The sequence below is a fragment of the Psychrobacter sp. 1044 genome, from assembly GCF_904846525.1.
Taxonomy (GTDB): domain Bacteria; phylum Pseudomonadota; class Gammaproteobacteria; order Pseudomonadales; family Moraxellaceae; genus Psychrobacter.
The window spans coordinates 74,980-100,511 of record NZ_CAJHAZ010000010.1; the positions used below are offsets into that span (position 1 = coordinate 74,980).

Here is a 25,532-nt window from a genome sequence, read left to right on the forward strand (position 1 = left end):
GTAGCCAATCATCTAAAAACCATTGATATAGTAATGAAAAATCAGATCCTTTGTAAAAATAAGAACCACTATGATTAAACTCAATAACATCTCGCACCATATTGGCAAACAGCAAATTCTTCATAACATTACATTGTCGTTACCAAGCGCCCAAGTGATTGCCCTGATTGGTCCCAATGGCGCGGGTAAATCTACTTTATTTTCGGTCATGGCACGCTTGCAACCGCTACAGTCGGGACAGGTCAGTTTTGCCGTAGATAATGAGGAACGTGATATTGTTAGCTGTCATGCGCGAACCTTGTCCAAAACTGTGGCGATGCTTGGACAAGACAACCAAGTACAAGGGCGATTGCGCGTACATGAGCTGCTGATGTTTGGTCGTTACCCTTATCATCAAGGACAGCCGACGGCTGATGATCAGCAAAAAGTGCAAGAAATTATCGAACGTTTTGAGCTTGCGCCATTAGCCGAGCGTTTTTTATCGACACTATCGGGTGGTCAGCGTCAGCGGGTGTTAATTGCGATGATTGTTTGCCAAGATACGCCGTATTTATTACTCGATGAGCCGCTCAATAATTTGGATATGTATCATGCTGGTCGCCTGATGCGTGAGCTGCGTGAGTTAAGCCATAGCCAGCAAAAAACGGTGGTCATAGTGCTGCACGATATCAATCAAGCCGCACAATTTGCCGATACCGTGGTCACTATGAAAGAGGGTCAGGTGATGGCTGTCGGTCAACCTGCAGAGGTCATCACCCAAGCAACCATGAAGGATCTGTATAACGTCGATGTTACCGTGCTCAGTCATCAAGGTCGCCCAGTGATTGTCGATGCGGTTTAAGTACAGCATATCTTATAGTTGCTCTTTAATGGCTGGTTTCGCGTAATCGCTTCAAAGAGTTGTCTTTAACCGTCAATTTTTGCCTTTGCTTTAACCGACTTTGACGCCCTTTGACCCACAGATAAACACCTGTGCCAGACAATACCGCCACGGCTAACCCCGTCAATGCTAAAAATATTTGATACAATAAATGACCTACGCCATGGCTGATATGACCCATGTGTAGCGTTGCCATCCATTGATCAGCTTGATTACCAAATGAGCTTTGATACCCAAAATTAACACGCTCGACATTGCCTGTTGCGGCGTCAACCGTGATAGATGACGCACCGCCTTTTTTACCGATATCTTTATTGGTTTTAAAGCGCATTTGCCATTGATTGTCCTCTTCTACCCAACGCACTCCCAATAGCTGCTGGACGCTGACGCCATTTTTTTGCGCGGCGATCTCTGCCTGCCTGCTTAAATAAGCAATACTATTAGCCTTGTCTACCTTATTAGTACTGTTCATATTAGTGCCAATAGTAGTCGCCTCATCACTACTAGATTCAGTATTTATCGCAGGCTTATTTTGTTTCTTTTCTTTGCCTTCATCTCTACCTTCAAGTCCTACTAGCGCTTGCATTACAGGCTGATATACCGATTTTAAATTAAAACCAACACTCGACCACGCAATGACAAACAATATGAGCCAGAGCCATAAGCCAAACGCATGATGCAAATCATAATTGAGCTTAAAAGTATTGGTCTTACGGCGGATTTTCCAAGCAGGTAGCCAGCGTTTAAAAAATGAAGCGCGGGGTTTGCCAGATGATTTTCTCAATGCGGTTTGTTGAGATTTATTGGCATTAACTGCTCTTGGAAAGGTTAAATAAAAGCCAATAAAGCAATTAATCGTCCAGATTAAAGACACGATACCCAGTATTAATTTGCCGATATCACCTAGCAATAAATCTCGGTGCAACCAGAATACCTTGTACATCGTATTGCGCCATGCCCACACCTCTTTATCACGTGTACCGATGATTTCACTCGTAAAGGGATTGACATAGACTTCTTGAAATGGGGCTTTAGGAGCATTATCTGCTGCCTGACCTCGCGTTCTATCTACCGAAAAAACCGCTGATTTATTCAGCTCTACTGACGTTGGCATACTAGAAAATTGATACTGTGGATAGGCGCTGATAACAGCATCATGCAGTGAGGCGATCGGTAGTGGCGGCTTGTGTTGCGCCTCAATATTTGCCAGCTTGTGATTGAACACATCATCTAGCTCATCATGAAACGCCAATAGCGTGCCCGTGATACCAGCAATGATCAAAAAAGCTGCCATCGCAAGCCCAGTATAGCGATGAATCCATAAGCAGCTCTGACGCAACGTAAGGGGAAATAAAGTCATTAGTATTGGTTTTTTATTCATCGTTTCTTTATTCATTGGTTATTTTTATTGGTATTTAAAAAAAGTTGTAATTGCTATCACATGCTTCGCCATTTACTGACCATAAAAAAGCCAGCTATCCTATACAGACAGCTGGCCCTTTCATCTATCATCAAGTGACAATAAGATTAGAACTGATACGTCAATGACGCTTTGATATTACGACCTTTCTCAAAGTCAGTAGCAACATCATCAATCGGATTTAGACGAGATGAGTGGCTCGCATAAGCTTCATCAAAAAGATTATAAACGCCAAGCGTGGCTTTTAATCCATCAACTTGTTTTGGCGAATAGTTCATAAAGATATCATGAACATTATAGCTTGGTTTTTCAATCTCATTTTCAGACGTATTCGGCATCACTGAAGCAACATACGTACTGCGCCAGCCGATATCTGTGGTCTCTGTTGGGGCATAAGCCAGATTGACCATATATTTATCGCCTGATTCTGAGCTGCTTCCAGTCACTGAAGGAATGCTGTAGCCCGTTTTTTCACCTTCGCTGCGTGCGCGTGAATAGCTCAAACCCATACTAAAGTTATTCATTTTATAGTCGGCAGCGAGCTCAACCCCTTTAATTTTAAAATCTTCATCTTTATTGATGACGCCTTGACATTCACCACCTAATTGTCCAGTGACACAGTCTAAGCCAACGCGAGTTCCGCCGGAACGAACAAATTCGATGTAGTTTTCGATATCAGTTTCAAAGTACTTACCGCTTAGTTGTAGTGCATCACCGGCTACCGTTAGATCGCGTAACGTTGTAACGATACCTACTTCAGCGTTAGACCCTTCTTCTGCTTTTAAGTCATTATTAACGTAAGTTTTGTCACCATTTGAATTAAAAATGGTTTGGCTTAAGTCAGGACCATTAAATAACTGCGTGTAGCTGGCAAATACTTGCGTCAATGGTGCAATCTCATAGCTTGCGGCAAGTGCACCAACGACATTATCATAGGTTTTGCCACCAGAGATAAACTCAGGAGATTTGTAGCGGTCATAACGCACACCAGGTGTTAAAGTGAGCTTACCATTTTTCCATTGGTCTTCTAGATATACTGATGTATTGGTTGCCTCGTCTGACCCTGCTTTGACGAAGTCGCGCTCCATCTCCGATTCTTTTTTGTAGTGCTCAATCCCAGAGATAAGCTTGTGTGTGCCAACATTCGTAGCAATGTCACTGGTGTTTTGGATTTTTGCGCCTGTGGTTTGAACTTCAGCGTTAAAATCAAAACCTGGATCATTGATATAATCAGAATCACGCAAAATGCGAGTTTTGGTTTGATACACGTTGGTATCTACATCAATCAGGGGGTTACTAGGATTAAAGCTATAATCAATACCATAAGTATCGCGCTTCACCTGTTGCGGAATTGGAGGCTCAGAGCGGCTAGGGAAGTCTGGACGGAATGGGAAAATACCTTTCTTTTCAGTTTGGCTGAAATTTGCGCCAATATGATGGTCATCGGCAATATAAGCACCCGCCTTTAATAGGATGCTTTCAGTTTTACTGTCTTCAAACAGCTCACGACCGTTACCATCTTCGCCAGAATCGCTATCGCGCTTGCCATAGTAAGCCAGTAAGTCAACATTGTCGGTTGGTGCGGCATATACAGTCGTTGACGTTAGTAGCTCGTCATTATTACTGGCATAGCCTGCGTGAACTTTCGCTCCTATTCTTTGACCCGGTTTCAGCAAATCCACTGCATCAACGGTTTTAAAAGCCACCGCCCCGCCAATGGCATCGTTACCTAGCGTCACTGAGTTATTACCGACTGCCACATCTGCTTGCTTAAGCAAGTCAGGGTCAATAGTAATGTCACCCATATGATAAAAAAGTTTGCCTTCTTGACGCGCCCCATCGATAGTGACTTTTAGGTTGCTGTCTTCAAGACCACGAATACGAATACGCTGATTGACCGCAGAGGTACCACCTACCGTAACTCCAGGAACAACATTCAAAAAATCGCTTAAATGGCTGGCTTGCTGCGCTGGCGTATAGTCTTCTATGTAAACAGAATCGGTTTGCACTTTATCACGTACTGAGCTATTGGCTGTCACCGTAATGGTCTGCAACGTGGTGCTTGGCATGTCTTCTGCAGGTGCTGCACTGACTGCTTGTGACCATAATACCGCTGCCACGCCCATGGACAATACCGTCATTTGACTAGATAGTTTTGATAACTTTACTTCACGCATAACACACTCACCTTATGGACTATCACAAATTAGAATTTTTAAGAGCTATTTACTGTTGAGCACAGATTGTGGCAGTTGCACCGCTTATTATTGAAAACCATTTTTTAGACGATTGGAGTCTTGACAAAGCCAAAGTCTTTCATACGAATAACAATGTTAATGATAATTGTTAGCATTTAAATAATGAGAGGCATAATAACGAAGTATTAACAATTTGGCAATAATTAATGCGAGAAATTTAATATTAAAAAATAGCGCTAAATCTGGCTGGCTTATTCCGTTTTGTTGCTTACTGTTTTTAGACGAGTAGAAATAGCGAGCAAACCAAATCCGCTGCGCTATGTTCGTCTAATAGACTGTTATTATTTAAGAAATAAAGCCATCAACATGAAAAAAAACATTGCAATAGCCAACCCTTTCACTATACCCTTATATAGTTGACCAATTAGTCAGGTTTAAACCTACGACTATTAGTCATATTGATAAATAATAGCTAGCTGCTGATATTTATTAGCACAAGGATAAGTGCGACTCTTTGTGAGACAACTAAGCAATATGAAGATAAACGGTGTGTCGATATCCATCTCTAAACTCATCACACTGCTTAGCTCTCTCCACAGAGCTTGGACTAAAAGTCACTTTAGGAGGAAGCCAAGATGAGCGAACACATTCAAGGGAATCCCGATTTACTATACGGATTGCATGACCGCCCTACCCCTACAAAAGCCTTTTTGGGCGCAGTACAACACGTACTTGCCAGCTTTGTCGGTATCATCACCCCCTCATTAATCATAGGCGGCGTCTTGGGTTTGGGGGAACACATCCCTTATCTCATCAGCATGTCATTGATGGTATCAGGGGTCGCTACCTTTATTCAGACGCATAAAGTTGGACCGGTAGGTTCAGGTCTTATGGCGTTACAAGGAACCAGTTTTGGCTTCTTGGCCGCGGTATTGGCAGCAGGTTTTGTGGTAAAAAACAAAGGCGGGAGTCCGGAGGAGATTCTCTCTGTTATCTTTGGCGTCTCCTTTCTTGGTGCCTTCGTTGAGATTTTCTTAAGTCAATTCATCACCAAACTCAAATCCTTGATGAGCCCTATCGTTACTGGTTGTGTGATTGTGACCATCGGTCTGTCATTAACCAAGGTTGGTCTGACGGATTTGGCAGGCGGCGTGGGCGCTGAAGATTTCGGGAGTATACAGAATCTGCTGCTCGGTGGCGGAGTCTTGGTCAGTGTGGTGTTGATTAGTATTGTTAATAATAAAGTCATTCGCTCCAGTGCTATTTTTATAGGGTTGATGCTTGGTCTGATCGCAGCCATTCTTATGGGACGTATTGATTTCTCTTTGGTCTCTGATGCCCCTATCTTTACGCTACCTGTGCCATTCAAGTTTGGCTTTGGGTTTGATTGGCAGGCTTTTATTCCTATCGCCTTTATGTATGTCATTACCAGTATTGAAACCTCTGGTGATTTGACGGCGACTTCGATGATATCGGGCGAACCCATCAAAGGACCTTTATACGAGAAACGTATTAAAGGTGGCGTATTGGGAGACGGTGTCAACTCATTAATTGCGGCGGTGTTTAACACGTTCCCTGTAACGACTTTTAGCCAAAACAACGGCGTTATTCAGATGACTGGTATTGCCAGTCGCTATGTGGGCTTCTATGTCGGGGCTATCTTGTTCACTATGGGGCTATTCCCTATTTTGGGTGCTATCTTTACCCAATTGCCAAAACCAGTTGTTGGCGGTGTGACGTTATTGATGTTTGCAACGGTAGCGACTGCTGGTATTCGCATCCTATCAACGGTCAACTTTACCCATCGTAATATCTTAATCATTGCCACTTCGCTAGGTCTGTCCATGGGCGTGGCTTTTGTTCCTGATGTATTCGCACAAGCGCCTCAGCTTTTCCGTAATATCTTTGGTTCGGCGGTTACTATGTCAGGTATTGTGGCCATTACTCTCGATATGATTTTGCCCAAAAACTACGGTGTCGAATTTGATACGGTAGAACAGCATCTGGATGACGGTCTAAAGCCTCTTAGACAAAAGGCTTCTTAAACGTACGTTAGGATAGTCAAATTCTTTACCAATCAGCATTGCTGCCCTTGGTTCTAGTTCTGGTTCTGAACATTGACTCTTTTAGCGCTCATTAATACGAAATCATTCAGAATGCTTTCGTATTAATGGCATGTTATAGACGTAAAATAATGATAAATAAGCATTACTCAAGACCACAGCCACGCAAAATAAACGGCACTAAAAAGTCTGCCGCCCGCGCTTCATCCTGCTGATCGTACTCACTCTTTTCCATCAAACCGACGATTTCTGTCTCAAATTCTGCATATCGCTGCGTCGTTGCCCAAATCAAAATCAATAGCTGTAAAGGGTCAGCGATGCCAATTTTGCCTTGCTCATGCCAAGTTTTCATCACTTGCGCCTTGTCTAGCGCCCACGCCTTCATGGTCGCCGACATAAATTCATGCAGGTGCGGGGCACCGCCGATGACTTCCAGCGCAAATAATTTATGGCGATTGGGATGAGCAAATGCTTGATGCAATTTGGTACGGACAAACTTTTCGATGACCGTTTTAGGGTCACTATCGACACTCATAGCGACCAAGCCATCGTTCCACTCTTGAATAATAGAATGCAGCACTGCTTGGTACAGATTTTTTTTATTCTTAAAGTAGTAATGCACGTTGGCTTTTGGCAGCTCGGCTCTATCGGCAATACCTTGCATCGTCGCACCGCGAAAACCTTGCAGCACGAACTCCTCTTCTGCCGCCGCCAAGATAACGGTTTGATTGTGGGCGCGGATATCTTGCTGATTGCGCTGTACAGGCGCGTCAGACGCGGCTTGTGGTTCTATATCGTTATGTTGAGTCATGATAAATGTTACCTGTCATTATTGTGATGAATAAAGAGCCATATCCCAGCCAATAACTGGATTCATATGCTAATTTTTATGAAATATCACCAGTCTAAATAAAATATTTGCATAAAGTAGTTGACCAAATGGTCAGGTTTAAGCAGAATAGCTCATAGTAAACCAATTATTATTCGATAAATACTACTTTAGCATGAGATGTTATCGAGAAATGTTACTCCACCGCTTTTGTCAGCAAAGAAAAGGATGTCATAGTGAAATTATCTTTACAGCAGTTTAATGAGCTCTCAACAACTGAGGCAATTTCACATCTATTGACCTGCTGTACCAGCACCCATTGGGCGCAGACTTTAGAAAAAAAACGTCCTTTCGCTGATATATCTACATTACTTGCTCATAGTGATGATGCTTGGGCACAAGCACAGACAGCAGAAGCCCAGTTACTAGAGGCTTTTGATGGTCATCCACAAATCGGCAACGTTGACTCATTAAAAGAAAAATACCGCAACACTCAAGACAGTGCTGCCCATGAGCAGTCAGGTGCCAATGATGCCAATGACGAGGTGATTGAAGCTTTGGCACAAGGCAATCAAGACTACCTTGATAAATTTGGCTTTATCTTCATCGTGTTTGCCACTGGTAAGAGCGCGCAGCAAATGCTCGATTTATTGTTAGCACGCTTGCCCAATGATCGCGCTACTGAGCTGGTCAATGCGGCAGCTGAGCAAAATAAAATCACCCGCTTACGTTTACAGAAACTGCTGAGTGACGCTTAACGCATTCAGCCCATCTGACTCATTTATATAAAAGGAATTATTATGTCAGGCACTCTCTCATCCCATATTCTAGATACCCATCTGGGCAAACCCGCCGCTGGTATTGCCGTGACGCTAGATCGCGTGAGCACAAGTGGCGAGGCTTCTCTATTAGCCAATGGCGTCACCAATGCGGATGGACGCGTGGCACCAGATAGCTGGTCGTTTGACCCAACGATTGATATTGCTGAATATCATTTAGATGTTGGTCGTTATACCTTAACCTTTGATACGCAGTCTTATTTCGATGCACAAAATCTCACGGCTTTTTATCCACAAGTAGTCATCGATTTTATGATAAGTGATAACGGTCACTATCATGTACCGCTACTGCTTAGCGCACATGGCTACAGCACATATCGCGGCTCTTAGTTATGTAGTTATGTAGTTATGTAGCATCACCATATAAAAGAACCTCATAAAAGAACGTCGCCATAGCAAAACGCGTCGAAAGATTGAAAAAAGCTGAACAAAAGAAAATTGTAAAAAGGACATTTGCAACATGGGCGCTTATTATCTCGATTGGTTTAACTTATTTTTTCGCTGGTTCCACGTCATCGCTGGCGTGGCATGGATTGGTGCGTCTTTTTACTTTGTTTGGCTAGATCTTAGTTTACGTAAACCACCACAGTGGAAGGCTGACAAAGGAATTTCAGGCGACTTATGGGCGGTACATGGTGGCGGCTTTTATGAAATTGCCAAATACAAGCTTGAGCCCGAAGAGATGCCAAAGACCCTGCACTGGTTTAAATGGGAAGCTTATACTACTTGGCTGACAGGTATGGCGATGCTCTCTATCGTCTATTATGCCAATGCGACTGCCTACTTGATTGATCCCAGCAAAGTCGATTTTGGTAGTAGTATCGGTGCCATCTCGACCAGTTTGTTATTTTTATTCGGCAGCTATTTCATTTATGAAGTGATTGTCCGCAGCCATTTGGGCAAAAACTCGTTTATTTTTAGCACCATTATTTTTATCCTATTAATCATCGCCTGCTGGGGTTCTTATCAGCTATTTAGTGACCGTGCTTCGTTCATTCATATCGGTGCTATCTTAGGTACGGTGATGGCAGGTAATGTGTTCTTTGGCATCATGCCCGCTCAACGAGCGCTGGTAGAATGCGTGAGGCGTGGCGAAAAACCAGGCAAAGAAGTAGCGGACTTGGCACTACAAGCAAAAAACCGCTCGCTGATGAACAACTATTTTACCTTACCGCTGATCTTTACCATGATTAGCAATCATTATCCGATGATGTACTCTCATGCTCACGGCTGGTTGGTATTGGTATTTGTGGGTATCATCACGGCTATTGTACGTCACTATTTTAACCAAAAGCATTTAGACAATCATAAGCCGCGTTATTTGGTCATCCCTGCTGTCTTAACCGTATTGTTAATTATTTGGATGCGCCCAGAACCAATTGAGCCATTACCTGCTGTCACTGCTGTCACTGCTGTCACTGCTGCAGCCGCTGCTGAAACGGCGACACCAGATAATGTGCCACCAACAACTACTGCTAGTGCAGTCGACGATTCTACTATAAGCACTGATGCAGCCTCAAATGAAAATATCACTGCCGACGTCGTGCCAGTAACTGCCTCTGCTGATGATGCCATTATGGATGTCGTGCACACGCGCTGTAGCACGTGCCATGCCGCTCAGCCTACTCAGCAAGGATTTGCCGCGCCGCCAGCTGGTATCATCTTGCAGACACCAACCGACATGAAAACTCATAAAGCAAAAATCGTCACTGCTGTACAAACAGGCTATATGCCACTGGGTAATCTCACAAAATTGACGGATGAAGAACGTCAGCAAATGGTGGCTTATGCATCAGGGTTATAAATAAAGGCCGTAGATAAATATTATATGGATCCAAAGTTACGCCTTATTTTGCTTTAATTGACTTAAGTTGCTTTAAAATATTTAGGATATATTGACAATGACCAAAAAAATAATCAGCGATTTCAATCAAGACGCCTACCCTCGCGACTTAAAAGGCTATGCTGACAAGCCGCCAAAAGCCAGCTGGCCAGGCAGCGCTAAAATCGCTGTACAGTTCGTCCTCAATATCGAAGAAGGCGCAGAAAATAGCGTGATTCATGGTGACGGTCAATCAGAGCAGTTTTTATCGGATGTCTTGGGTACGCCAGAGTTTAACAATCGTCATCAGTCGATTGAGTCGGCATTTGAGTATGGTAGCCGTGTGGGTGTTTGGCGAGTATTAGACACTTTTAAAGAATATGGTTTGCCTATTACGACCTTCACTTGCGCTGCTGCTGCCGAAAAAACACCGCATATTATCAAGCGAGTATTAGAAGATGGGCACGAAATCGCCAGTCACGGTCTACGCTGGATTACTTATCAAAATATGTACCGCGAGACCGAGCGCGAGCATGTGCGCCGTGCCACTGAAATATTCGAACGCATGATCGGTGGTCAGCCGCTTGGTTGGTACACGGGACGAGATAGCCCGAATACTCGTGAGTTGGTCGCCGAACAAGGTGGCTATATTTATGACTCAGACTCTTACGCGGATGAGCTCCCTTACTGGCTCAATGTCAAAGTAGAAGACGGTAACAAAATCGCTCGTAAGCCGCATTTGGTCATTCCCTATACCTTAGAGACCAATGACATGCGCTTTGCATCAAGCCCAGGCTTTACCAACGCCGAGCCTTTTTATCAATACTTAAAAGACAGCTTTGATACCTTATACGAGGAAGGCGCACACACACCCAAGATGCTGACAATCGGTTTGCACTGCCGCATCATTGGTCGCGCCGGTCGCATCGTTGCCCTCAAAAAGTTTTTGCAATATATCACCAGCAAGCCCGATGTGTGGGTATGCCGCCGTGATGACATTGCCAAACACTGGTATAAAAACCATCCAGCCACAGCCGATAACACTGCAAACTGGATGTAACCATACGTTTAGACACAAATTTATTGCGGCACAACACCACTAAGGAACATCAACAATGTCAACAAAGAGTACTTATTACGCACCAACTGGCGGATTGCCTCCACAAACACAACTGCTATCTGATCGCGCTATCTTCACCGAAGCTTATGCCATTATTCCCAAACGTGTACTGACCGACATTGTTATTAGCTATCTGCCGTTTTGGACAGGTATGCGCATGTGGGTGCTTGCACGCCCACTTTCAGGTTTCTCTGAGACTTTTTCACAGTATATCGTCGAAGTTGAGCCTAATGGCGGCTCAGAAAAGCCTGAGCTAGATGCAAACGCTGAAGGGGTTATATTCATCGTTGAAGGTGAAATGGATATTACTATTGAAGGCGTATCGCATCATCTTGAATCGGGCGGTTATGCTTTCTTACCACCTAGCTGCAAATGGTCATTGAAAAACAATAGCGACAAGCACGTTAAATTCCATTGGATTCGTAAAGCTTATCAACACTGTGAAGGAATTGATGTGCCTGAAGCCTTTGTAACCAGCGATCATGATGTTGAAGCGATTGAGATGCCGGGTACTGATGGCGTATGGGCAACCACCAGATTTACCGAGCAGTCGGATATGCGTCACGACATGCATGTGAATATCGTGACTTTCCAACCAGGTGGCGTGATTCCATTTGATGAAACGCATGTGATGGAACATGGTTTGTATGTCCTAGAAGGTAAAGCCGTCTACCACTTAAATGGTGAATGGGTAGAAGTGGAAGCGGGCGACTTTATGTGGCTACGCGCATTTTGCCCACAATCTTGTTACGCCGGCGGACCGGGTCCATTTAGATATTTACTATACAAAGACGTGAATAGACATATGCCATTTATTCGCCCAGCACGATAAGCCCTGCGCAATAAATAATAACCAGAACAACAAAGCATTCAGAACGATGAGCAATATAGCGGCATAATCGTTCATTCGAATATGTCATTTATTCCCAGATGTTGATTTAATTCGCGTACGGGCTTATGGCAAAGTGGCTCATAGCAATTATAAACAGTGATCACCAAAAGTAAGGCAAAGTCATGAGTACTCTTATGAAGACTACGATCGTTGCAAGACCTTTAACCAAAGCTGAGTTTGCGCCCTACGGCACCGTAATCGAACCCTATGACAAGGAAGCACAGACGCCTGAAAATAGCTACCATATCAATAAAGGCTATGCCTGCCGCCATCACGCCATCGCTGAAGCCAAACTGGACGGCGGCGATGTCGGCATGAGTATCTTCCGCGCCAAAAAGCGTGAGTTCCCTATTGCCTTATCGGTCATGGAATATCATCCGTTTGGCACGCAAGCATTTTTTTCAATGAATGGTCAGGATTATATCGTCATCGTTGCGCCTGCTGGTGCGCCGCCACAGTCTGCGGATGATTTGACCGTGTTTTATGTCCAATCTCATCAAGGTGTGCAATACGATGCCAATGTCTGGCATCATCCGCTACTTGCCCTCGGTTGTGACTCTGATTTTTTGGTGATAGATCGTATCAATGGCGAAGGCAAAAACTGTTATGAGCTAGATATAGAGGATTGGCAGGTGCAAATTGAACTTGCCAGTGAGCACTCTTCCGTTTAATTAGGGTCTGTAAACGAGCTGTTAACCATTTATAAATATAAAGCCAGTTAATAAAGATTAGCTGGCTTTATGTTTATAAATTTGGGATCCATCCTATATAAATAATCATCTTCCAAAACACAGTGCCCATTTAACAGCAGTAGCAAAACATCTGCATAGGCTACTTGCCTTTTATGTACTATCGTACTAGAATGCTGAAACGAAGTAAGCTTCCCTTTTCTTTTCCATTAAGATGAATGTTATGAGCACAGACCCTTATCAAAGCTTATTAAGCCATTTAGCCAGTTGTCATGACATCACCGCTATCGACCTGCTATTCAGTGCGCTATTGACGGAAAAAGAGCAGCAGGAAATCGCCAATCGTATCCGCATTTTTGACTTGCTTGAGCGCGGTGTCACCCAGCGCGAGATATCTGAGCAGCTAGGTGTCGGTATCGCTACCGTCTCGCGCGGCGCCAAAGCCATGCAAGTTCACGATGTGAGTGCCTTACTAATGACTCATAGACATGACTCATAGAAAACATTCATAAAAGACACAGCTGAAAAGGCCGCCTAATTAATCAGAAACTAGAGTTTTAAATTCTCTTACTTTTTATTTGATCAACCATTGAACCAATTTGGATATTGTTATGACCTCTCCTAATTCAAAACCTAACCAACCTGCTGCTATTGATATCCCTAGTAAACCACAGCGCATTAAACTCACGCAGGATATTGATTTTTTTGCGTTGTTCAAACGTATTGAGCGCGCTTTTGAGACCTGTTATCTGCTTGAATCATTGGGCGAAGATGGACATATGGCGCGGCATCATGCGATTGGTTTTGATCCAGTGATGACCATTGCTGCCATCGATCGTGCAACCCTCGCGATTACTGATAATAAAACTGCTGAAACCACTCATTATCAAACGGATAATCCTTACGAGCTACTGCGCAAAATTACGCCGCAGCACGTAATTGCTCGCGACCAAAGCGGTGGTCTTGTCGGTTATTTGGGTTACGACAGTGTCAATTTCTTTGAACCCAGTCTCAATGCTAAAGCGAGCGATGACTTTGAACCGTTTAAATTTGGCGTATATTTGGATGGTCTAACGCTCGATAAGATGACCGGTGAGATTTTCTACTTTTACTATCCAACTGCACAGCAAGAAAATCGCATCGAGCAAATCAAAGCGCTACTTGATGAACAAATTCCAAGCTATGAGCCACCGACGGTTGCGTTTTTAGGTGATGGTATGAGCCAAGAACAGCATGCTAAAGTTGTCATGCAAGTCAAAGAAGACATCATCTCAGGGCGTATCTTTCAGTGTGAGGTTGGCTTTAAATCCAAATACCGCATTGCCGGCGATAAAATGCCCATTTATGAGAAATTGCGTTCGGTCAATCCATCGCCGCACATGTATTTTATGAAATTTGCCCAGCAATGCATCATTGGAGCGTCACCAGAGCTGCTATTTCGCTTGCGTCAAGGTGAGATGGAAACCTATCCACTGGCAGGTACTGCCAAGCGCGGTGTCGATGTCATCGAAGACCGACAGCTTGCCCGTGCATTGCTCAACGATGCCAAAGAAATTGCCGAGCACAATATGCTAGTCGATTTGCATCGCAATGACATTGGCCGTGTGGCACAATTTGGCACCGTCAAAGTACGTAGTCTCATGGATATCAAACGCTTTTCTCATGTGCAACATATCTCGTCTGAGATCGTCGGAATCTTGCATCCTAATGAAGATATGTTTAGCGCCCTTGCCAGCAACTTCCCCGCCGGTACTTTGTCAGGCGCGCCAAAAGTTGAAGCGATTAAAGTCATCAATGAGCTAGAACCAGATGGTCGCGGTGCTTATGGTGGTGCGCTTGGATCGTTTAATTTCAATGGCGATTGTATTTTTGCCATTCCTATTCGCAGCCTATTCATCAACGGCGAATCCGCTTATGCGCAAACCTGTGGTGGTAATGTTTATGACTCCAATCCTGCTGATGAATATCTAGAAATTCAGCGTAAATTGTCTGCTATGAAAGTGGTATTAGACAGTTTTATGAACCCGTAAATTGCTTATATTTTGCCAAAGAGTTGATAACCCATGAATGTTTTAATTATAGATAACTACGACTCCTTTACCTTTAATCTTTACCAATATATCGGCGAGATTTTGCAGACGATGGACGGCGATAAAGCCGCGAACGTCATGGTTAAACGTAATAATGAGATAACGTTAGCAGATGTACAGGCAATGAATCTTGACCGCATTATCATCTCACCGGGTCCTGGTGCCCCTGACGACCCCACCTACTTCGGTATTTGTGCCGAAGTAATTGAAGTCATGGGTAAGACGACGCCGCTACTAGGTGTCTGCTTAGGTATGCAAGGGATTGCGCATGTGTTCGGCGGCGATGTGGTACGAGCGAGCGTGCCGATGCATGGCAAGGTATCCTCCATTCGCCATGATGGCGCGGGTGTCTATCAAGGCTTGCCACAAGAGATTGAAATCATGCGTTACCACTCCTTGATGGTAAAAGCGGATACCTTACCAGATTGCTTGACTGTCACAGCTGTCGTCGCCAATAATGCTCATGCTGAGTTCAGCCTAACCGAATCTGCGCTAGCAGGTGAGGAGATTATGGGACTACAGCATAAAGACTATCCCATTCAAGGTGTGCAGTTTCACCCAGAGTCATTTGCGACGGAAGGTGCCAAACGCTTGCTGACGAATTTTTTACTACAAGTGTAAATCTTGATGCTTAAGTTTGGGGGATATGACACCAAAGGGTGATAAGCTAAAGACATAAGCTAAAAACAAGCGTACCTCTAACTCAAATAAATTGAATTTTATGTCTAACTGACTTGTGTTCGAACTTAATTAACGCTTTAATGATAGACTGAAAAAACAAACAAAAGACAGCCCTTACTCGGGTTGTCTTTTTCTTATTTCAGTATTGTATGACGCCATTAGCTACAAGGCTTGGAAAGTTTGAGGTTTTGAGTTTGGGCATAGGTTTTGATATAACATAAAAATAGAGAGCTATATGGCAAATACCGATGGCGTAATGTCAGCACGTCAGTCATGGATAGGCACCATTCAAATTATCACAGCCGCTGTCTGCTGGGGTACCTTGGGGATATTCTCGACCTACCTCAATCAAATCGGCTTTAGTGGCTGGCAGATTACGATCTTACGTATCGTGACCGCGGCTTTTCTTATTCTTGTCATGCTACCAAAATTATGGCCGCATCTTATCAAGCTTCGTCGAAAGCAGTGGCTTGGGCTGGCATTGCAGTCTTTGATTGGCGTACTTGGTATGTCGGTATGCTACTTTTTTGCTGTGATCTATGTCGGTGCTGGCCCTGCGGTTGCCTTGCTTTATACTGCGCCTGTATTTAGCTTATTGTTTTCCGCATTCTTGCTTGATGAATCTATCACTCGCCAGTCGGCATTACTGGCGCTCATGGCGGTATTTGGTGTTGGATTGACGATGCTTGGTGAGCAAGCGCAAGTCAACTGGGGCATCCTATTAGGACTGCTAGCAGGCGTCTGTTATTCCTTATACGGGGTACTGGGCAAGCGCGCGATGCACGATGCTCACCCTGCGCCTTTGGTGTTTTTTACCTCTATTATCATCAGTGCTGGTGTACTGCTCTTATTACCTGAAACCTATCAAACCTATGGGCGGTTATTGAGCTTACCTTTACATACGTGGGGCTATGCTTTAGGGTTGTCTTTGATTGGAACCGTCGTGCCCTTTGCCCTTTATATGAAAGCATTAGAGAAATTACCTGCCACTCGTGCATCAGTATTTACGATTTTTGAGCCATTGACTGCCATTGCCCTTGCCATACTATTACTGCATCAATCCTTATCTTGGATTCAATATGTGGGCGTGGTGTTAATCTTACTGGCAGCTTTATTTAATGCCATATTAAACGGCACTGCCACTCGCGTACCACGCTGGCTAAAAAGACGACAAAGAATTTAGTGGTGACTTTTGATTGTTTTAAATAGTTTTATATCTGTATTATCAAACGAAAAAAATCCCCAACTATAATTAATAGCTGGAGATTTTTTATTGGAACGTTACTTTAGAGCAAAGCATTGACACCATAGACAGTTGCTAAATAACTTGGATTGTCTTGATAATATTACTGTTCAATACGCTGCAAAAAGGCCTGCGTACGTGGATGAGTAGACACTTCAAACATCTGCTTAGCGCTACCTTCTTCGACCACATGACCATCCTCAATTAACACCACATGATCCGCCACATCACGAGCAAATTTAATCTCATGAGTCACAACGACCATCGTCCAGCCTTCAGATGCCAGTTGCTTCATCGTGCCCAGTACATCTTGTACCAATTCAGGATCGAGCGCAGACGTTGGCTCATCAAATAATAATAATGACGGCTCGATAGCCAGTGCACGAGCAATGCCAATACGTTGCTGCTGACCACCAGAGAGCTGGAACGGATACAGATCTGCCTTATCCGATAAGCCTACTTTATCAAGTAATGCCAGTGCCTGTTCGCGGGCTTGCGCCTTAGTTTGCCCTTGCACTACCGTCGGCCCAAGCATTAAATTCTCAATCGCGGTCTTGTGTGGAAACAAGTTATAAGACTGAAATACCATGCCTGATTTACGCTGCAGCGCCAGCAATGTTTTTTTCTTAGGCTTGGTAGCGAAATCAACCGTTAAGCTACCATCATCAAAAGCAATGATGCCTTGATCAGGAATTTCCAGCGCATTCAAGCAGCGTAAAAAAGTGGTTTTACCAGACCCTGACGGTCCTAATATCACCACTACCTTGCCTTTTTCGATGGTCAAGTCGATGCCTTTAAGCACTTGATTGCCACCAAAAGCTTTGTGAATATTAGTGACTTGAATCATAAAGCTTCCTGTTGTACTGATATCTGTTTGCTAATAACACACGCTTATCGACGCGGCATTACCATCCTATGCTGTCCAAATTATCAAGGGTTTATTTCGCCACGTAGCGATCAAGTCTGGTTTCAAGCTTACCTTGAATAAAGGTTAAGAACAGACAAATACCCCAATAAATAATCGCCGCTTCGGTGTAGACCAACATAAATTCATAGTTACGTGCCGTGATGATTTGCGCCTGTTTAAATAGCTCGGTTACCAATACCAATGACGCCAAAGACGTGTCTTTTACTAGGCTAATAAAGGTATTGGATAACGGGGGTACTGACACCCGAAGTGCTTGCGGCAAAATGACATGGCGAAAGGTTTGTAGATACGTCAAGCCTACGGTCGAGCCTGCTTCCCACTGCCCTTTTGGAATGGACAAAATAGAGGCACGCACCGTCTCCGATGCATAAGCGCCAATATTTAGCGAAAAGGCAATAATCGCTGAGGGAAAAGGATCAAGCTTTACCCCGATACTTGGCAAGCCATAGAAAATAATAAATAGCTGAACCAGCATTGGTGTCCCGCGAATGGCGGACACATAAATACGCGCAAGTCTGTATATGATTTCATGGAACCAGCCAGCACGCGGTACGATACGAATCAGCGCCACTATCAGCGCAATAGCCATACCAATCGCAAATGAGATCAACGCCAGCGGTATCGAATAATAAATACCGCCTTTAAGCATTGGCCAAAATGAATTGATGACAATTTGCGCCCGCGCAGGATCCATAAATGGTAGTAGTGCCAGTAACTCAGCTAGCATTGACGTGATAGACGCTAGCATTATTTTTGTTGACTTATATCAGCACCAAAGAACTCTTCGCTAAGCTTGGTCAGCGTCCCATCAGCTGCTAATGCGACCATTGCTTCATTCAATTTTGCCACCACAGCGTCATCCCCTTTGATGAGTACTAGACCTGAACCAGTCTGCTCACTCGCAGGCGCTGTCAGCTTGATCTCAAGTGCTGCATCTGGGAATTTTTTGAGATAATCCAATACTGCCAGATTGTCATTCATCGTGAAGTCAGCACGGTCTTGCTTAACCAGTTGAATCGCTTGCGCCATACCATCGACAGGGACGATTTCTGCGCCGTAGCGTTCTGCAAGCTCACCATAGTTGCTGCTCAGTGATTGCGCAGTACGCAGACCTTTTAAACCTTCCCACGAGCTATAACGATTGTCATCAGTCGGTGCTAGTACAACCGCGCCCGACCAGCTATATGGCATGGCTTTGTCATACTTAGCCAAACGCTCAGGCGTGGTCAAGCTTACTTGATTTGCCACCATATCGAAGCGTTTTGAGTCAAGACCTGCCAGCATAGCATCCCACTGGGTCTCTTTAAATTCGACGTCTACGCCCAGTTTATCCGCAACCGCACGTGTCACTTCGACATCATAGCCAGTTAGCTTGCCACTCTCATCATGATAAGTGAATGGCGGATAAGTACCCTCTGTACCGACGTTGATGGTGCCACCATTATTGATACGTTGCAGCAAATCAGAGCCACCCGTCGCGGCACTGTCTGTCGCATTGGTTTCTGCTTCATTGGTAGGAGACTGACCACAAGCGGCAAGTAGCATAGTACTGGCGGCAAGTGCTAAAAGAGTACGACGTTTCATAAGACGTCCTTATAAGAGTGAATGAATAATGCAAAAAGGTATCGTGCCAATAAAACCATAGCAACAAATAAGGATAAGACCAGCACAGGCAAATACTATAATAAAGTACTTGCGCCGCATTATTTAGCTTTGGCTGCTCGATTTGAGGATGCTCAGCATATTTTTCAATACTGTTTCTATATTATCTTTGAATTTTTGGACATTTTTTAGGTAGATCTTAACGTTATTATTGCCTATTAAATAGCCATTTATTCATATACTAGCGCACTTCAGAAATAATAAACGTACAAAAACAGTGAGCATGCGTAAGACTATTATAGTTCACCGGAGAATTGATAACGATCGCCTGCATGCCACATCTTCACAAAGGTCAATACTCGACCTGCTGAATACGTCTGACGACGCAATACCAATGTCGGCGACTGCGGTGCGATTTGCAGTAGCGCGGCTATCTCATCTGGTGCCGCCAGTGCACGAATGGTATAGCTACCGCGCTCTAGTGGACTTTTGGCAATGAGATAATCACTGGTGTTGACCACACTAAAATCCTGCTCAATAAATTCTGGCACTTTTTGCGCATCCACCCAGCGCTCTTCAAACTGTATGGGCTGACCATCCGCAAAGTGAATGATTTTTACCTCGTATAAAACAGCAACGTCGCTACTACTATCTGCGCCAGTACTGTCATCCATTACGGTTGTATCAGCGCTTGTATCAGCGCTTGTATTAGAAGACACAGCTACTTTATTAATATCAAATTTACGCCGTAATTCATCATCCAACATCGCAGCCGTAAGTATGCGTTTACTCACCACTTGCGCCTGATAATCACGATTGGCAGATTTTAAATCCTGCGCGATATTGCGCACTTCTACAAAGGTATGATTGAACTGCTGCTGGGCGACAAACGTCCCCGACCCTTGCCGGCGCTCTAGCACTCGCTCTTCGCTCAGCTCTTTTAGGGCGCGATTGACCGTCATACGCGATACGCCAAACTCTTTTGCCAACGCCATTTCTGTAGAAATTGCATTGCCCGCTTGCCATTTACCCGAGTGAATATTGTCTAATATGGCGTTTTTTATGCGCTGATATGCCGGAATCGTCTTTGTCATGTCCGTGTTTAACCGTTAGTTTTACCAATAATAGTAGCGCCATACTATCACGAGATAACGTCATGAACCTTGGCAAAATACTGTGACATTTATCTATCTACCAAAACCCTCACAAAAATAATTGAGTCATTCATAAAATATTGCTTGCATGAAAAAAGTATCTTTGATAATTTGTATATACAACTTTACGACAGTGCTAAAAAATCTGCGTCATCTAATCGATGTTTCGCTGAATTTATAGACTGACTGTAAAACACTTACTTTGATTACTTTATCGTCTTAACAGATATCACAAGGATATGATAATGACTACTGACCATGGAACCAATAAAGAGACTAAGCTGACTCGCCGTGATGAGAGCCGCGAAATCGCCGCGCCCACTGGCAGTACTCTACATTGTAAAAGCTGGCTAACCGAAGCGCCTTATCGTATGCTGCAAAACAATTTGCATCCTGATGTGGCCGAAAACCCAAAAAGCTTAGTCGTCTACGGTGGTATCGGACGCGCAGCCCGCAATTGGGAAAGCTACGATCAAATCTTAGCGTCATTAAAAGAATTGGAAGACGATGAGACGTTGCTCGTGCAATCAGGCAAGCCAGTTGGCGTGTTTCAAACGCACGAAAATGCCCCGCGTGTATTGATTGCAAACTCTAACCTTGTACCACGCTGGGCCACGTGGGAGCACTTTAACGAGCTCGATCGCAAAGACTTGATGATGTATGGTCAAATGACCGCGGGTAGCTGGATTTATATTGGCACGCAAGGCATCGTCCAAGGTACTTACGAGACCTTTGTAGAAGCAGGTCGTCAGCATTATGATGGTAGCTGGGCAGGACGTTGGATTTTAACCGCGGGTCTGGGCGGTATGGGCGGCGCGCAGCCACTTGCGGCTACTTTTGCAGGGGCAACTTCACTGAACATTGAGTGCCAACAGTCTAGTATCGATTTCCGCTTGCGTACTGGTTATGTCGATAAGCAAGCCGATGATCTCGACCATGCTTATGAATTGATCAAACAGCATACCGACGCAGGTGAAGCGGTCTCTATTGCCCTACTTGGTAATGCCGCAGATATCCTACCTGAAATGGTCAAGCGTGCGCACGATGGTGGCATGAAGCCTGATTTGGTCACTGACCAAACCTCAGCACATGACTTGATCAATGGTTACTTGCCAGTTGGCTGGACAGTAGAAGAATGGAAAGCTGCGCAAGAGGATTCAGAGCAACATTCAGCACTCACCAAAGCAGCCGCTCAGTCTTGTGCCGTACACGTACAGGCGATGCTAGATCTACAAGCGATGGACATTCCAACGACCGATTATGGCAATAACATTCGTCAAGTGGCTTTTGATGAAGGCGTTAAAGATGCCTTTAATTTCCCAGGTTTTGTCCCCGCTTATATTCGTCCGCTGTTCTGCCAAGGTAAAGGCCCATTCCGCTGGGTGGCGCTGTCAGGTGATCCAGAAGATATCTATAAGACCGATCAAAAAATCAAAGAGCTGTTCCCTGAAAACCAACATATCCATCGCTGGTTAGATATGGCAAAAGAGCGTATTCAGTTTCAGGGTTTGCCTGCCCGTATTTGCTGGTTAGGTCTTGGTGAACGCGATAAAGCTGGCTTAGCATTCAATGAAATGGTCAAAAACGGCGAGCTAAAAGGCCCTATCGTCATTGGTCGTGACCATTTAGACACAGGCTCAGTGGCTAGTCCAAATCGCGAAACAGAAAGTATGAAAGATGGTTCAGATGCGGTATCTGATTGGGCATTATTGAATGGTATGCTCAACGTCGCAGGCGGCGCAACTTGGGTATCGCTGCATCATGGCGGCGGCGTTGGCATGGGTTACTCGCAGCACTCAGGTATGGTCATTGTCGCAGATGGCACTGATGCCGCTGCCAAACGCTTGGCGCGGGTACTGGTCAATGATTGCGGCTCAGGCGTTATGCGTCATGCGGATGCAGGTTATGAGCTAGCGATCAAAACAGCGAAAGATTATGGTCTAAATTTGCCGATGATTAAGTAGCATACCCTTTATCCTTATAAGTGATTACTTGACATAAGGATATCATCGACATTTTATCAAGGAGGATAATATGATTGAGCAAAATACGACACTAAATCTCAAGGATGCAGCAGCGACACCAACTGAAGCACTACTGTCTAAACCTGTAGCGTTACTGCAGTTGATAGTCTTTAGTGCTATCGGTTTGGTCATGTTTTTTGTGCCATTTACCATTGGTGAGAAAAGCACGATTTTGTTCGATCATGGGGCAACTTATCTGGTCAATCAGCAGCATACATTGTCTGTGACGTTATTGTTTTTACTGATGATCTTTGGGGTAAGCAAGCCATTTATAGACGGCTCATGGCGTAAAAACATCACCCATATAATCATGACTGTTTTTAAAATCATTGGTCTGATACTGGCAGTGATGTATGTTGCTGACGTAGCGCCTGCCTTTATGATGGAAAAGGACATGCTGCCGTTTTTGTTTGAAAAACTGGCATTACCAGTTGGTATGATTGTACCGCTTGGGGCATTAATTTTAGCATTTTTGGTGGGTTTTGGTTTGCTCGAGATGGTCGGTGTGCTCATGCAGCCGATCATGAAACCTATCTGGAAAACCCCAGGTTCATCAGCGATTGATGCCGTCGCATCCTTTGTTGGTAGCTACTCTATCGGGCTGCTCATTACTAATCGCGTGTATTTGCAAAAGCAATATTCAGCGCGCGAAGCCATTATCATTGCGACTGGATTTTCGACCGTATCAGCGGCATTTATGGTCATTGTTGCCAAAACGCTTGGTCTGATGGAGTTTTGGAACCTATTTTTTTGGTCTACGCTAGTGATTACCTTTATCGTTACTGCGATTACTGCTCGTATTCCACCCATTAGCCTTGTTGATGATAGCGTTGAACGTCCCGCTTTAGACCATAGACGTGGTACACGTCTGGCGGCAGCATTTGATTTAGGTTTGTCCACTTCGCGCCGTGCCACTGACCTAAAACAAATCTTATGGTCTAACTTTCGCGATGGGCTGACGATGGCAGCGGCGATTGTGCCTTCTATCATCGCGGTTGGCTTGACAGGATTGATATTAGCAAAGTATACGCCTGTATTCGATGCTTTAGGCTTGCTTCTTTATCCATTTACATGGCTTAGCGGCTTACCAGAGCCTCTGGTTGCCGCCAAAGGTATGTCAGCGGGATTGGCTGAAATGTTCTTGCCAGCACTACTCCTCAGTGAGGCTGATATATTGACTCGCTATGTTGCAGGGGTCATCTCTATTAGCAGCGTGTTGTTTTTCTCTGCCATGATTCCTTGTGTACTTGCCACTGAAATACCATTATCTGTCGGCAAAATGGTCATTATCTGGTTCGAGCGCGTGGTACTCAGTATTTTATTGGCTGCGGCATTCGGACATCTAGCCATGTACTTCAACTGGATTGGCTAAAGAAACAAATTTAATAACAGGTATTACGTTAACTAAAAACATTTAAAAAACGTCATTTCAACAAAGACATGAATCAAAAATAATATAACCCATATGTCTTACAATACTAGGATCACCCTATGAACGATATCAAAAAATTAACGCTACACCCTCGCCAGCTTAGCTTTAAGATGCTACGTGATATCTATGAGCAACCTGTCATATTGACATTACCTGAGAGTGCTTATAAAGCTATCGATGCCTCACACGAAGATGTGCGTACGATTATTGCCAGAGACAAAAGCGCTTATGGAATCAATACTGGTTTTGGCCTGTTAGCAAAGACCCGTATCAGTGATGATCAGCTTGAGCTACTTCAGCGCAACTTGATTGTTTCTCACTCAGTAGGTACTGGTGAAGCACTTCCTGCTGGCGTGGTACGACTGATTATGGTGATGAAAGTGGCCAGCCTAGCACAAGGTGTATCAGGCGTACGCCGCGAGGTAGTGGACAGCTTACTTGCCTTAATCAATAATCAAATCACGCCAAATATTCCGGCAAAAGGGTCTGTTGGTGCTTCTGGTGATTTAGCGCCTTTATCACACATGACGCTTGCAATGATGGGTGAAGGTGACGTGTTTGTCGCTGGCAAAAAAGTGCCTGCAGCAGACGCGCTAGCACAGCATGGACTTGAGCCAATTACCCTAGCAGCCAAAGAAGGCCTTGCGCTTATCAATGGCACGCAAGTCTCAACCGCATTGGCATTACGGGGTTATTTCTTAGCGCGTGATTTGCTGGAGACAGCAACTATCGTTGGCTCCCTATCAATTGATGCTGCCAAAGGATCGGACTCACCATTTGATGCGCGTATTCATGAAGTGCGTGGTCATCATGGTCAAATCGAAATCGCCAAAGCACACCGTCAGCTAATCAAAGGCAGTGCCATTCGTGCCTCACATGATGGCGAGCAAGACGATAGAGTTCAAGACCCTTACTGCTTGCGTTGTCAGCCGCAAGTCATGGGTGCCTGTCTTGATATCATCAATCAAGCAGGTAAAACGCTACTAATCGAATCCAATGCCGTCACTGACAATCCGCTAATTTTTAATAACGAAGATGGCCCAGTGGCTATATCAGGTGGTAACTTCCATGCTGAGCCAGTCGCTTTTGCCGCTGATATTTTAGCCTTGGCAATTGCCGAGATTGGTTCTATGTCTGAGCGCCGTGTGGCCTTACTTATCGATGCGACGCTGTCAGGTGGTCTGCCGCCATTCTTGGTTGATAACGCTGGGGTCAACTCAGGCTTTATGATCGCCCATGTGACCGCAGCCGCGCTGGCATCAGAGAATAAATCTATCGCTCACCCAGGCAGTGTCGACAGTATCCCAACCTCTGCCAATCAAGAAGACCATGTATCGATGGCCACCTATTGCGCACGCCGCCTATACGAGATGGCGCAAAACACCGCGACCATCATTGGCATTGAGCTATTAGCTGCTGGTCAAGGTATCGATTTCCATCGTGGATTAGATACGTCAGAGCCCTTGACTGTGGCGCATCAAAAACTACGTGAGCAAGTGACTTTCTATGATAAAGATCGCTACCTCGCCCCAGATATTGAAGCGGCCAAGCAGTTGGTATTAGACGGTACGCTTGCTGAACATTGGCAGTCACTACGCAGCGATTGGTACGAGTCTAAATAAATAT

Annotated in this window: 22 protein-coding genes; 15 read left to right on the forward strand and 7 right to left on the reverse strand. The window is 44.5% G+C overall.

Annotation, left to right across the window (positions count from 1 at the left end; genetic code table 11):
* The first annotated feature begins 70 nt into the window (after positions 1-70).
* Complete coding sequence (locus JMX82_RS08610; protein WP_201540218.1) at positions 71-841, forward strand: ABC transporter ATP-binding protein; 771 nt, start codon at positions 71-73, stop codon at positions 839-841.
* A 25-nt stretch (positions 842-866) separates the two neighbouring features.
* Here JMX82_RS08610 and JMX82_RS08615 read toward each other — a convergent pair whose 3' ends face one another.
* Entirely contained in the window at positions 867-2,261 is a 1,395-nt protein-coding gene (locus tag JMX82_RS08615) for a PepSY-associated TM helix domain-containing protein (protein ID WP_227676497.1), read from the reverse strand.
* A gap of 146 nt (positions 2,262-2,407) precedes the next feature.
* Positions 2,408-4,477 carry a TonB-dependent receptor domain-containing protein gene (locus tag JMX82_RS08620; RefSeq protein WP_201540219.1) on the reverse strand — a complete coding sequence of 690 codons (2,070 nt, stop codon included), beginning with the start codon at positions 4,475-4,477 and terminating at the stop codon, positions 2,408-2,410.
* Between the two features lie 656 nt (positions 4,478-5,133).
* Between JMX82_RS08620 and JMX82_RS08625 the strand changes: the two genes are divergently transcribed.
* Positions 5,134-6,543 carry a uracil-xanthine permease family protein gene (locus tag JMX82_RS08625; RefSeq protein WP_198329387.1) on the forward strand — a complete coding sequence of 470 codons (1,410 nt, stop codon included), beginning with the start codon at positions 5,134-5,136 and terminating at the stop codon, positions 6,541-6,543.
* Between the two features lie 163 nt (positions 6,544-6,706).
* On the opposite strand, the gene JMX82_RS08630 is transcribed toward JMX82_RS08625, so the two are convergent.
* Complete coding sequence (locus JMX82_RS08630; RefSeq protein WP_201540220.1) at positions 6,707-7,372, reverse strand: TetR/AcrR family transcriptional regulator; 666 nt, start codon at positions 7,370-7,372, stop codon at positions 6,707-6,709.
* Between the two features lie 254 nt (positions 7,373-7,626).
* Between JMX82_RS08630 and uraD the strand changes: the two genes are divergently transcribed.
* The 10 genes from uraD (at position 7,627) to JMX82_RS08680 (ending at position 16,706) form a co-directional block, all read left to right on the forward strand.
* Positions 7,627-8,148, forward strand: coding sequence for a 2-oxo-4-hydroxy-4-carboxy-5-ureidoimidazoline decarboxylase (uraD, locus tag JMX82_RS08635; RefSeq protein ID WP_201502718.1), 522 nt, complete (start codon positions 7,627-7,629; stop codon positions 8,146-8,148).
* A 42-nt stretch (positions 8,149-8,190) separates the two neighbouring features.
* Positions 8,191-8,559, forward strand: coding sequence for a hydroxyisourate hydrolase (gene uraH / locus JMX82_RS08640; protein WP_201540221.1), 369 nt, complete (start codon positions 8,191-8,193; stop codon positions 8,557-8,559).
* A 130-nt stretch (positions 8,560-8,689) separates the two neighbouring features.
* Entirely contained in the window at positions 8,690-10,033 is a 1,344-nt protein-coding gene (locus JMX82_RS08645; RefSeq protein WP_201540222.1) for a urate hydroxylase PuuD, read from the forward strand.
* A 97-nt stretch (positions 10,034-10,130) separates the two neighbouring features.
* Complete coding sequence (puuE, locus tag JMX82_RS08650) at positions 10,131-11,111, forward strand: allantoinase PuuE (RefSeq protein ID WP_201540223.1); 981 nt, start codon at positions 10,131-10,133, stop codon at positions 11,109-11,111.
* Positions 11,112-11,166: 55 nt separating this feature from the next.
* Positions 11,167-12,003, forward strand: coding sequence for a bifunctional allantoicase/(S)-ureidoglycine aminohydrolase (locus JMX82_RS08655; protein ID WP_201540224.1), 837 nt, complete (start codon positions 11,167-11,169; stop codon positions 12,001-12,003).
* Positions 12,004-12,185: 182 nt separating this feature from the next.
* Positions 12,186-12,734: an ureidoglycolate lyase gene (locus JMX82_RS08660; RefSeq protein ID WP_227676499.1), complete on the forward strand. Its 549-nt coding sequence runs from the start codon at positions 12,186-12,188 to the stop codon at positions 12,732-12,734.
* Positions 12,735-12,975: 241 nt separating this feature from the next.
* Positions 12,976-13,251 (forward strand): Trp family transcriptional regulator, encoded by a 276-nt coding sequence (locus JMX82_RS08665; RefSeq protein ID WP_201540225.1) that lies wholly within the window; start codon positions 12,976-12,978, stop codon positions 13,249-13,251.
* A gap of 112 nt (positions 13,252-13,363) precedes the next feature.
* Positions 13,364-14,782, forward strand: coding sequence for an anthranilate synthase component I family protein (locus JMX82_RS08670; RefSeq protein WP_201540226.1), 1,419 nt, complete (start codon positions 13,364-13,366; stop codon positions 14,780-14,782).
* Positions 14,783-14,815: 33 nt separating this feature from the next.
* Positions 14,816-15,463 (forward strand): anthranilate synthase component II, encoded by a 648-nt coding sequence (locus JMX82_RS08675; protein WP_201540227.1) that lies wholly within the window; start codon positions 14,816-14,818, stop codon positions 15,461-15,463.
* Between the two features lie 295 nt (positions 15,464-15,758).
* The gene (locus JMX82_RS08680; protein WP_060491686.1) at positions 15,759-16,706 is read left to right on the forward strand and encodes a DMT family transporter; all 948 of its coding nucleotides are present in this window, start codon (positions 15,759-15,761) and stop codon (positions 16,704-16,706) included.
* Between the two features lie 163 nt (positions 16,707-16,869).
* Here JMX82_RS08680 and JMX82_RS08685 read toward each other — a convergent pair whose 3' ends face one another.
* The 4 genes from JMX82_RS08685 to JMX82_RS08700 all read right to left on the reverse strand — a co-directional run bounded on the left by JMX82_RS08685 (position 16,870) and on the right by JMX82_RS08700 (position 20,390).
* Complete coding sequence (locus JMX82_RS08685) at positions 16,870-17,613, reverse strand: amino acid ABC transporter ATP-binding protein (RefSeq protein ID WP_060491687.1); 744 nt, start codon at positions 17,611-17,613, stop codon at positions 16,870-16,872.
* Between the two features lie 91 nt (positions 17,614-17,704).
* Entirely contained in the window at positions 17,705-18,388 is a 684-nt protein-coding gene (locus JMX82_RS08690; protein WP_201540277.1) for an amino acid ABC transporter permease, read from the reverse strand.
* A 53-nt stretch (positions 18,389-18,441) separates the two neighbouring features.
* The gene (locus JMX82_RS08695) at positions 18,442-19,278 is read right to left on the reverse strand and encodes an amino acid ABC transporter substrate-binding protein (RefSeq protein WP_201540228.1); all 837 of its coding nucleotides are present in this window, start codon (positions 19,276-19,278) and stop codon (positions 18,442-18,444) included.
* A 314-nt stretch (positions 19,279-19,592) separates the two neighbouring features.
* Positions 19,593-20,390: a UTRA domain-containing protein gene (locus JMX82_RS08700; RefSeq protein ID WP_201540229.1), complete on the reverse strand. Its 798-nt coding sequence runs from the start codon at positions 20,388-20,390 to the stop codon at positions 19,593-19,595.
* Between the two features lie 305 nt (positions 20,391-20,695).
* Here JMX82_RS08700 and hutU point away from each other — a divergent pair, with 305 nt between their 5' ends.
* From hutU to hutH, 3 genes are all read left to right on the forward strand, one after another.
* Complete coding sequence (gene hutU, locus JMX82_RS08705) at positions 20,696-22,414, forward strand: urocanate hydratase (RefSeq protein ID WP_201540230.1); 1,719 nt, start codon at positions 20,696-20,698, stop codon at positions 22,412-22,414.
* Between the two features lie 70 nt (positions 22,415-22,484).
* Entirely contained in the window at positions 22,485-23,846 is a 1,362-nt protein-coding gene (locus tag JMX82_RS08710) for a YjiH family protein (RefSeq protein WP_201540231.1), read from the forward strand.
* Positions 23,847-23,965: 119 nt separating this feature from the next.
* A complete protein-coding gene (gene hutH / locus JMX82_RS08715) occupies positions 23,966-25,528 on the forward strand; it encodes a histidine ammonia-lyase (RefSeq protein WP_201540232.1) in 1,563 nt (520 codons plus the stop codon).
* The last annotated feature ends 4 nt before the right edge of the window (positions 25,529-25,532 follow it).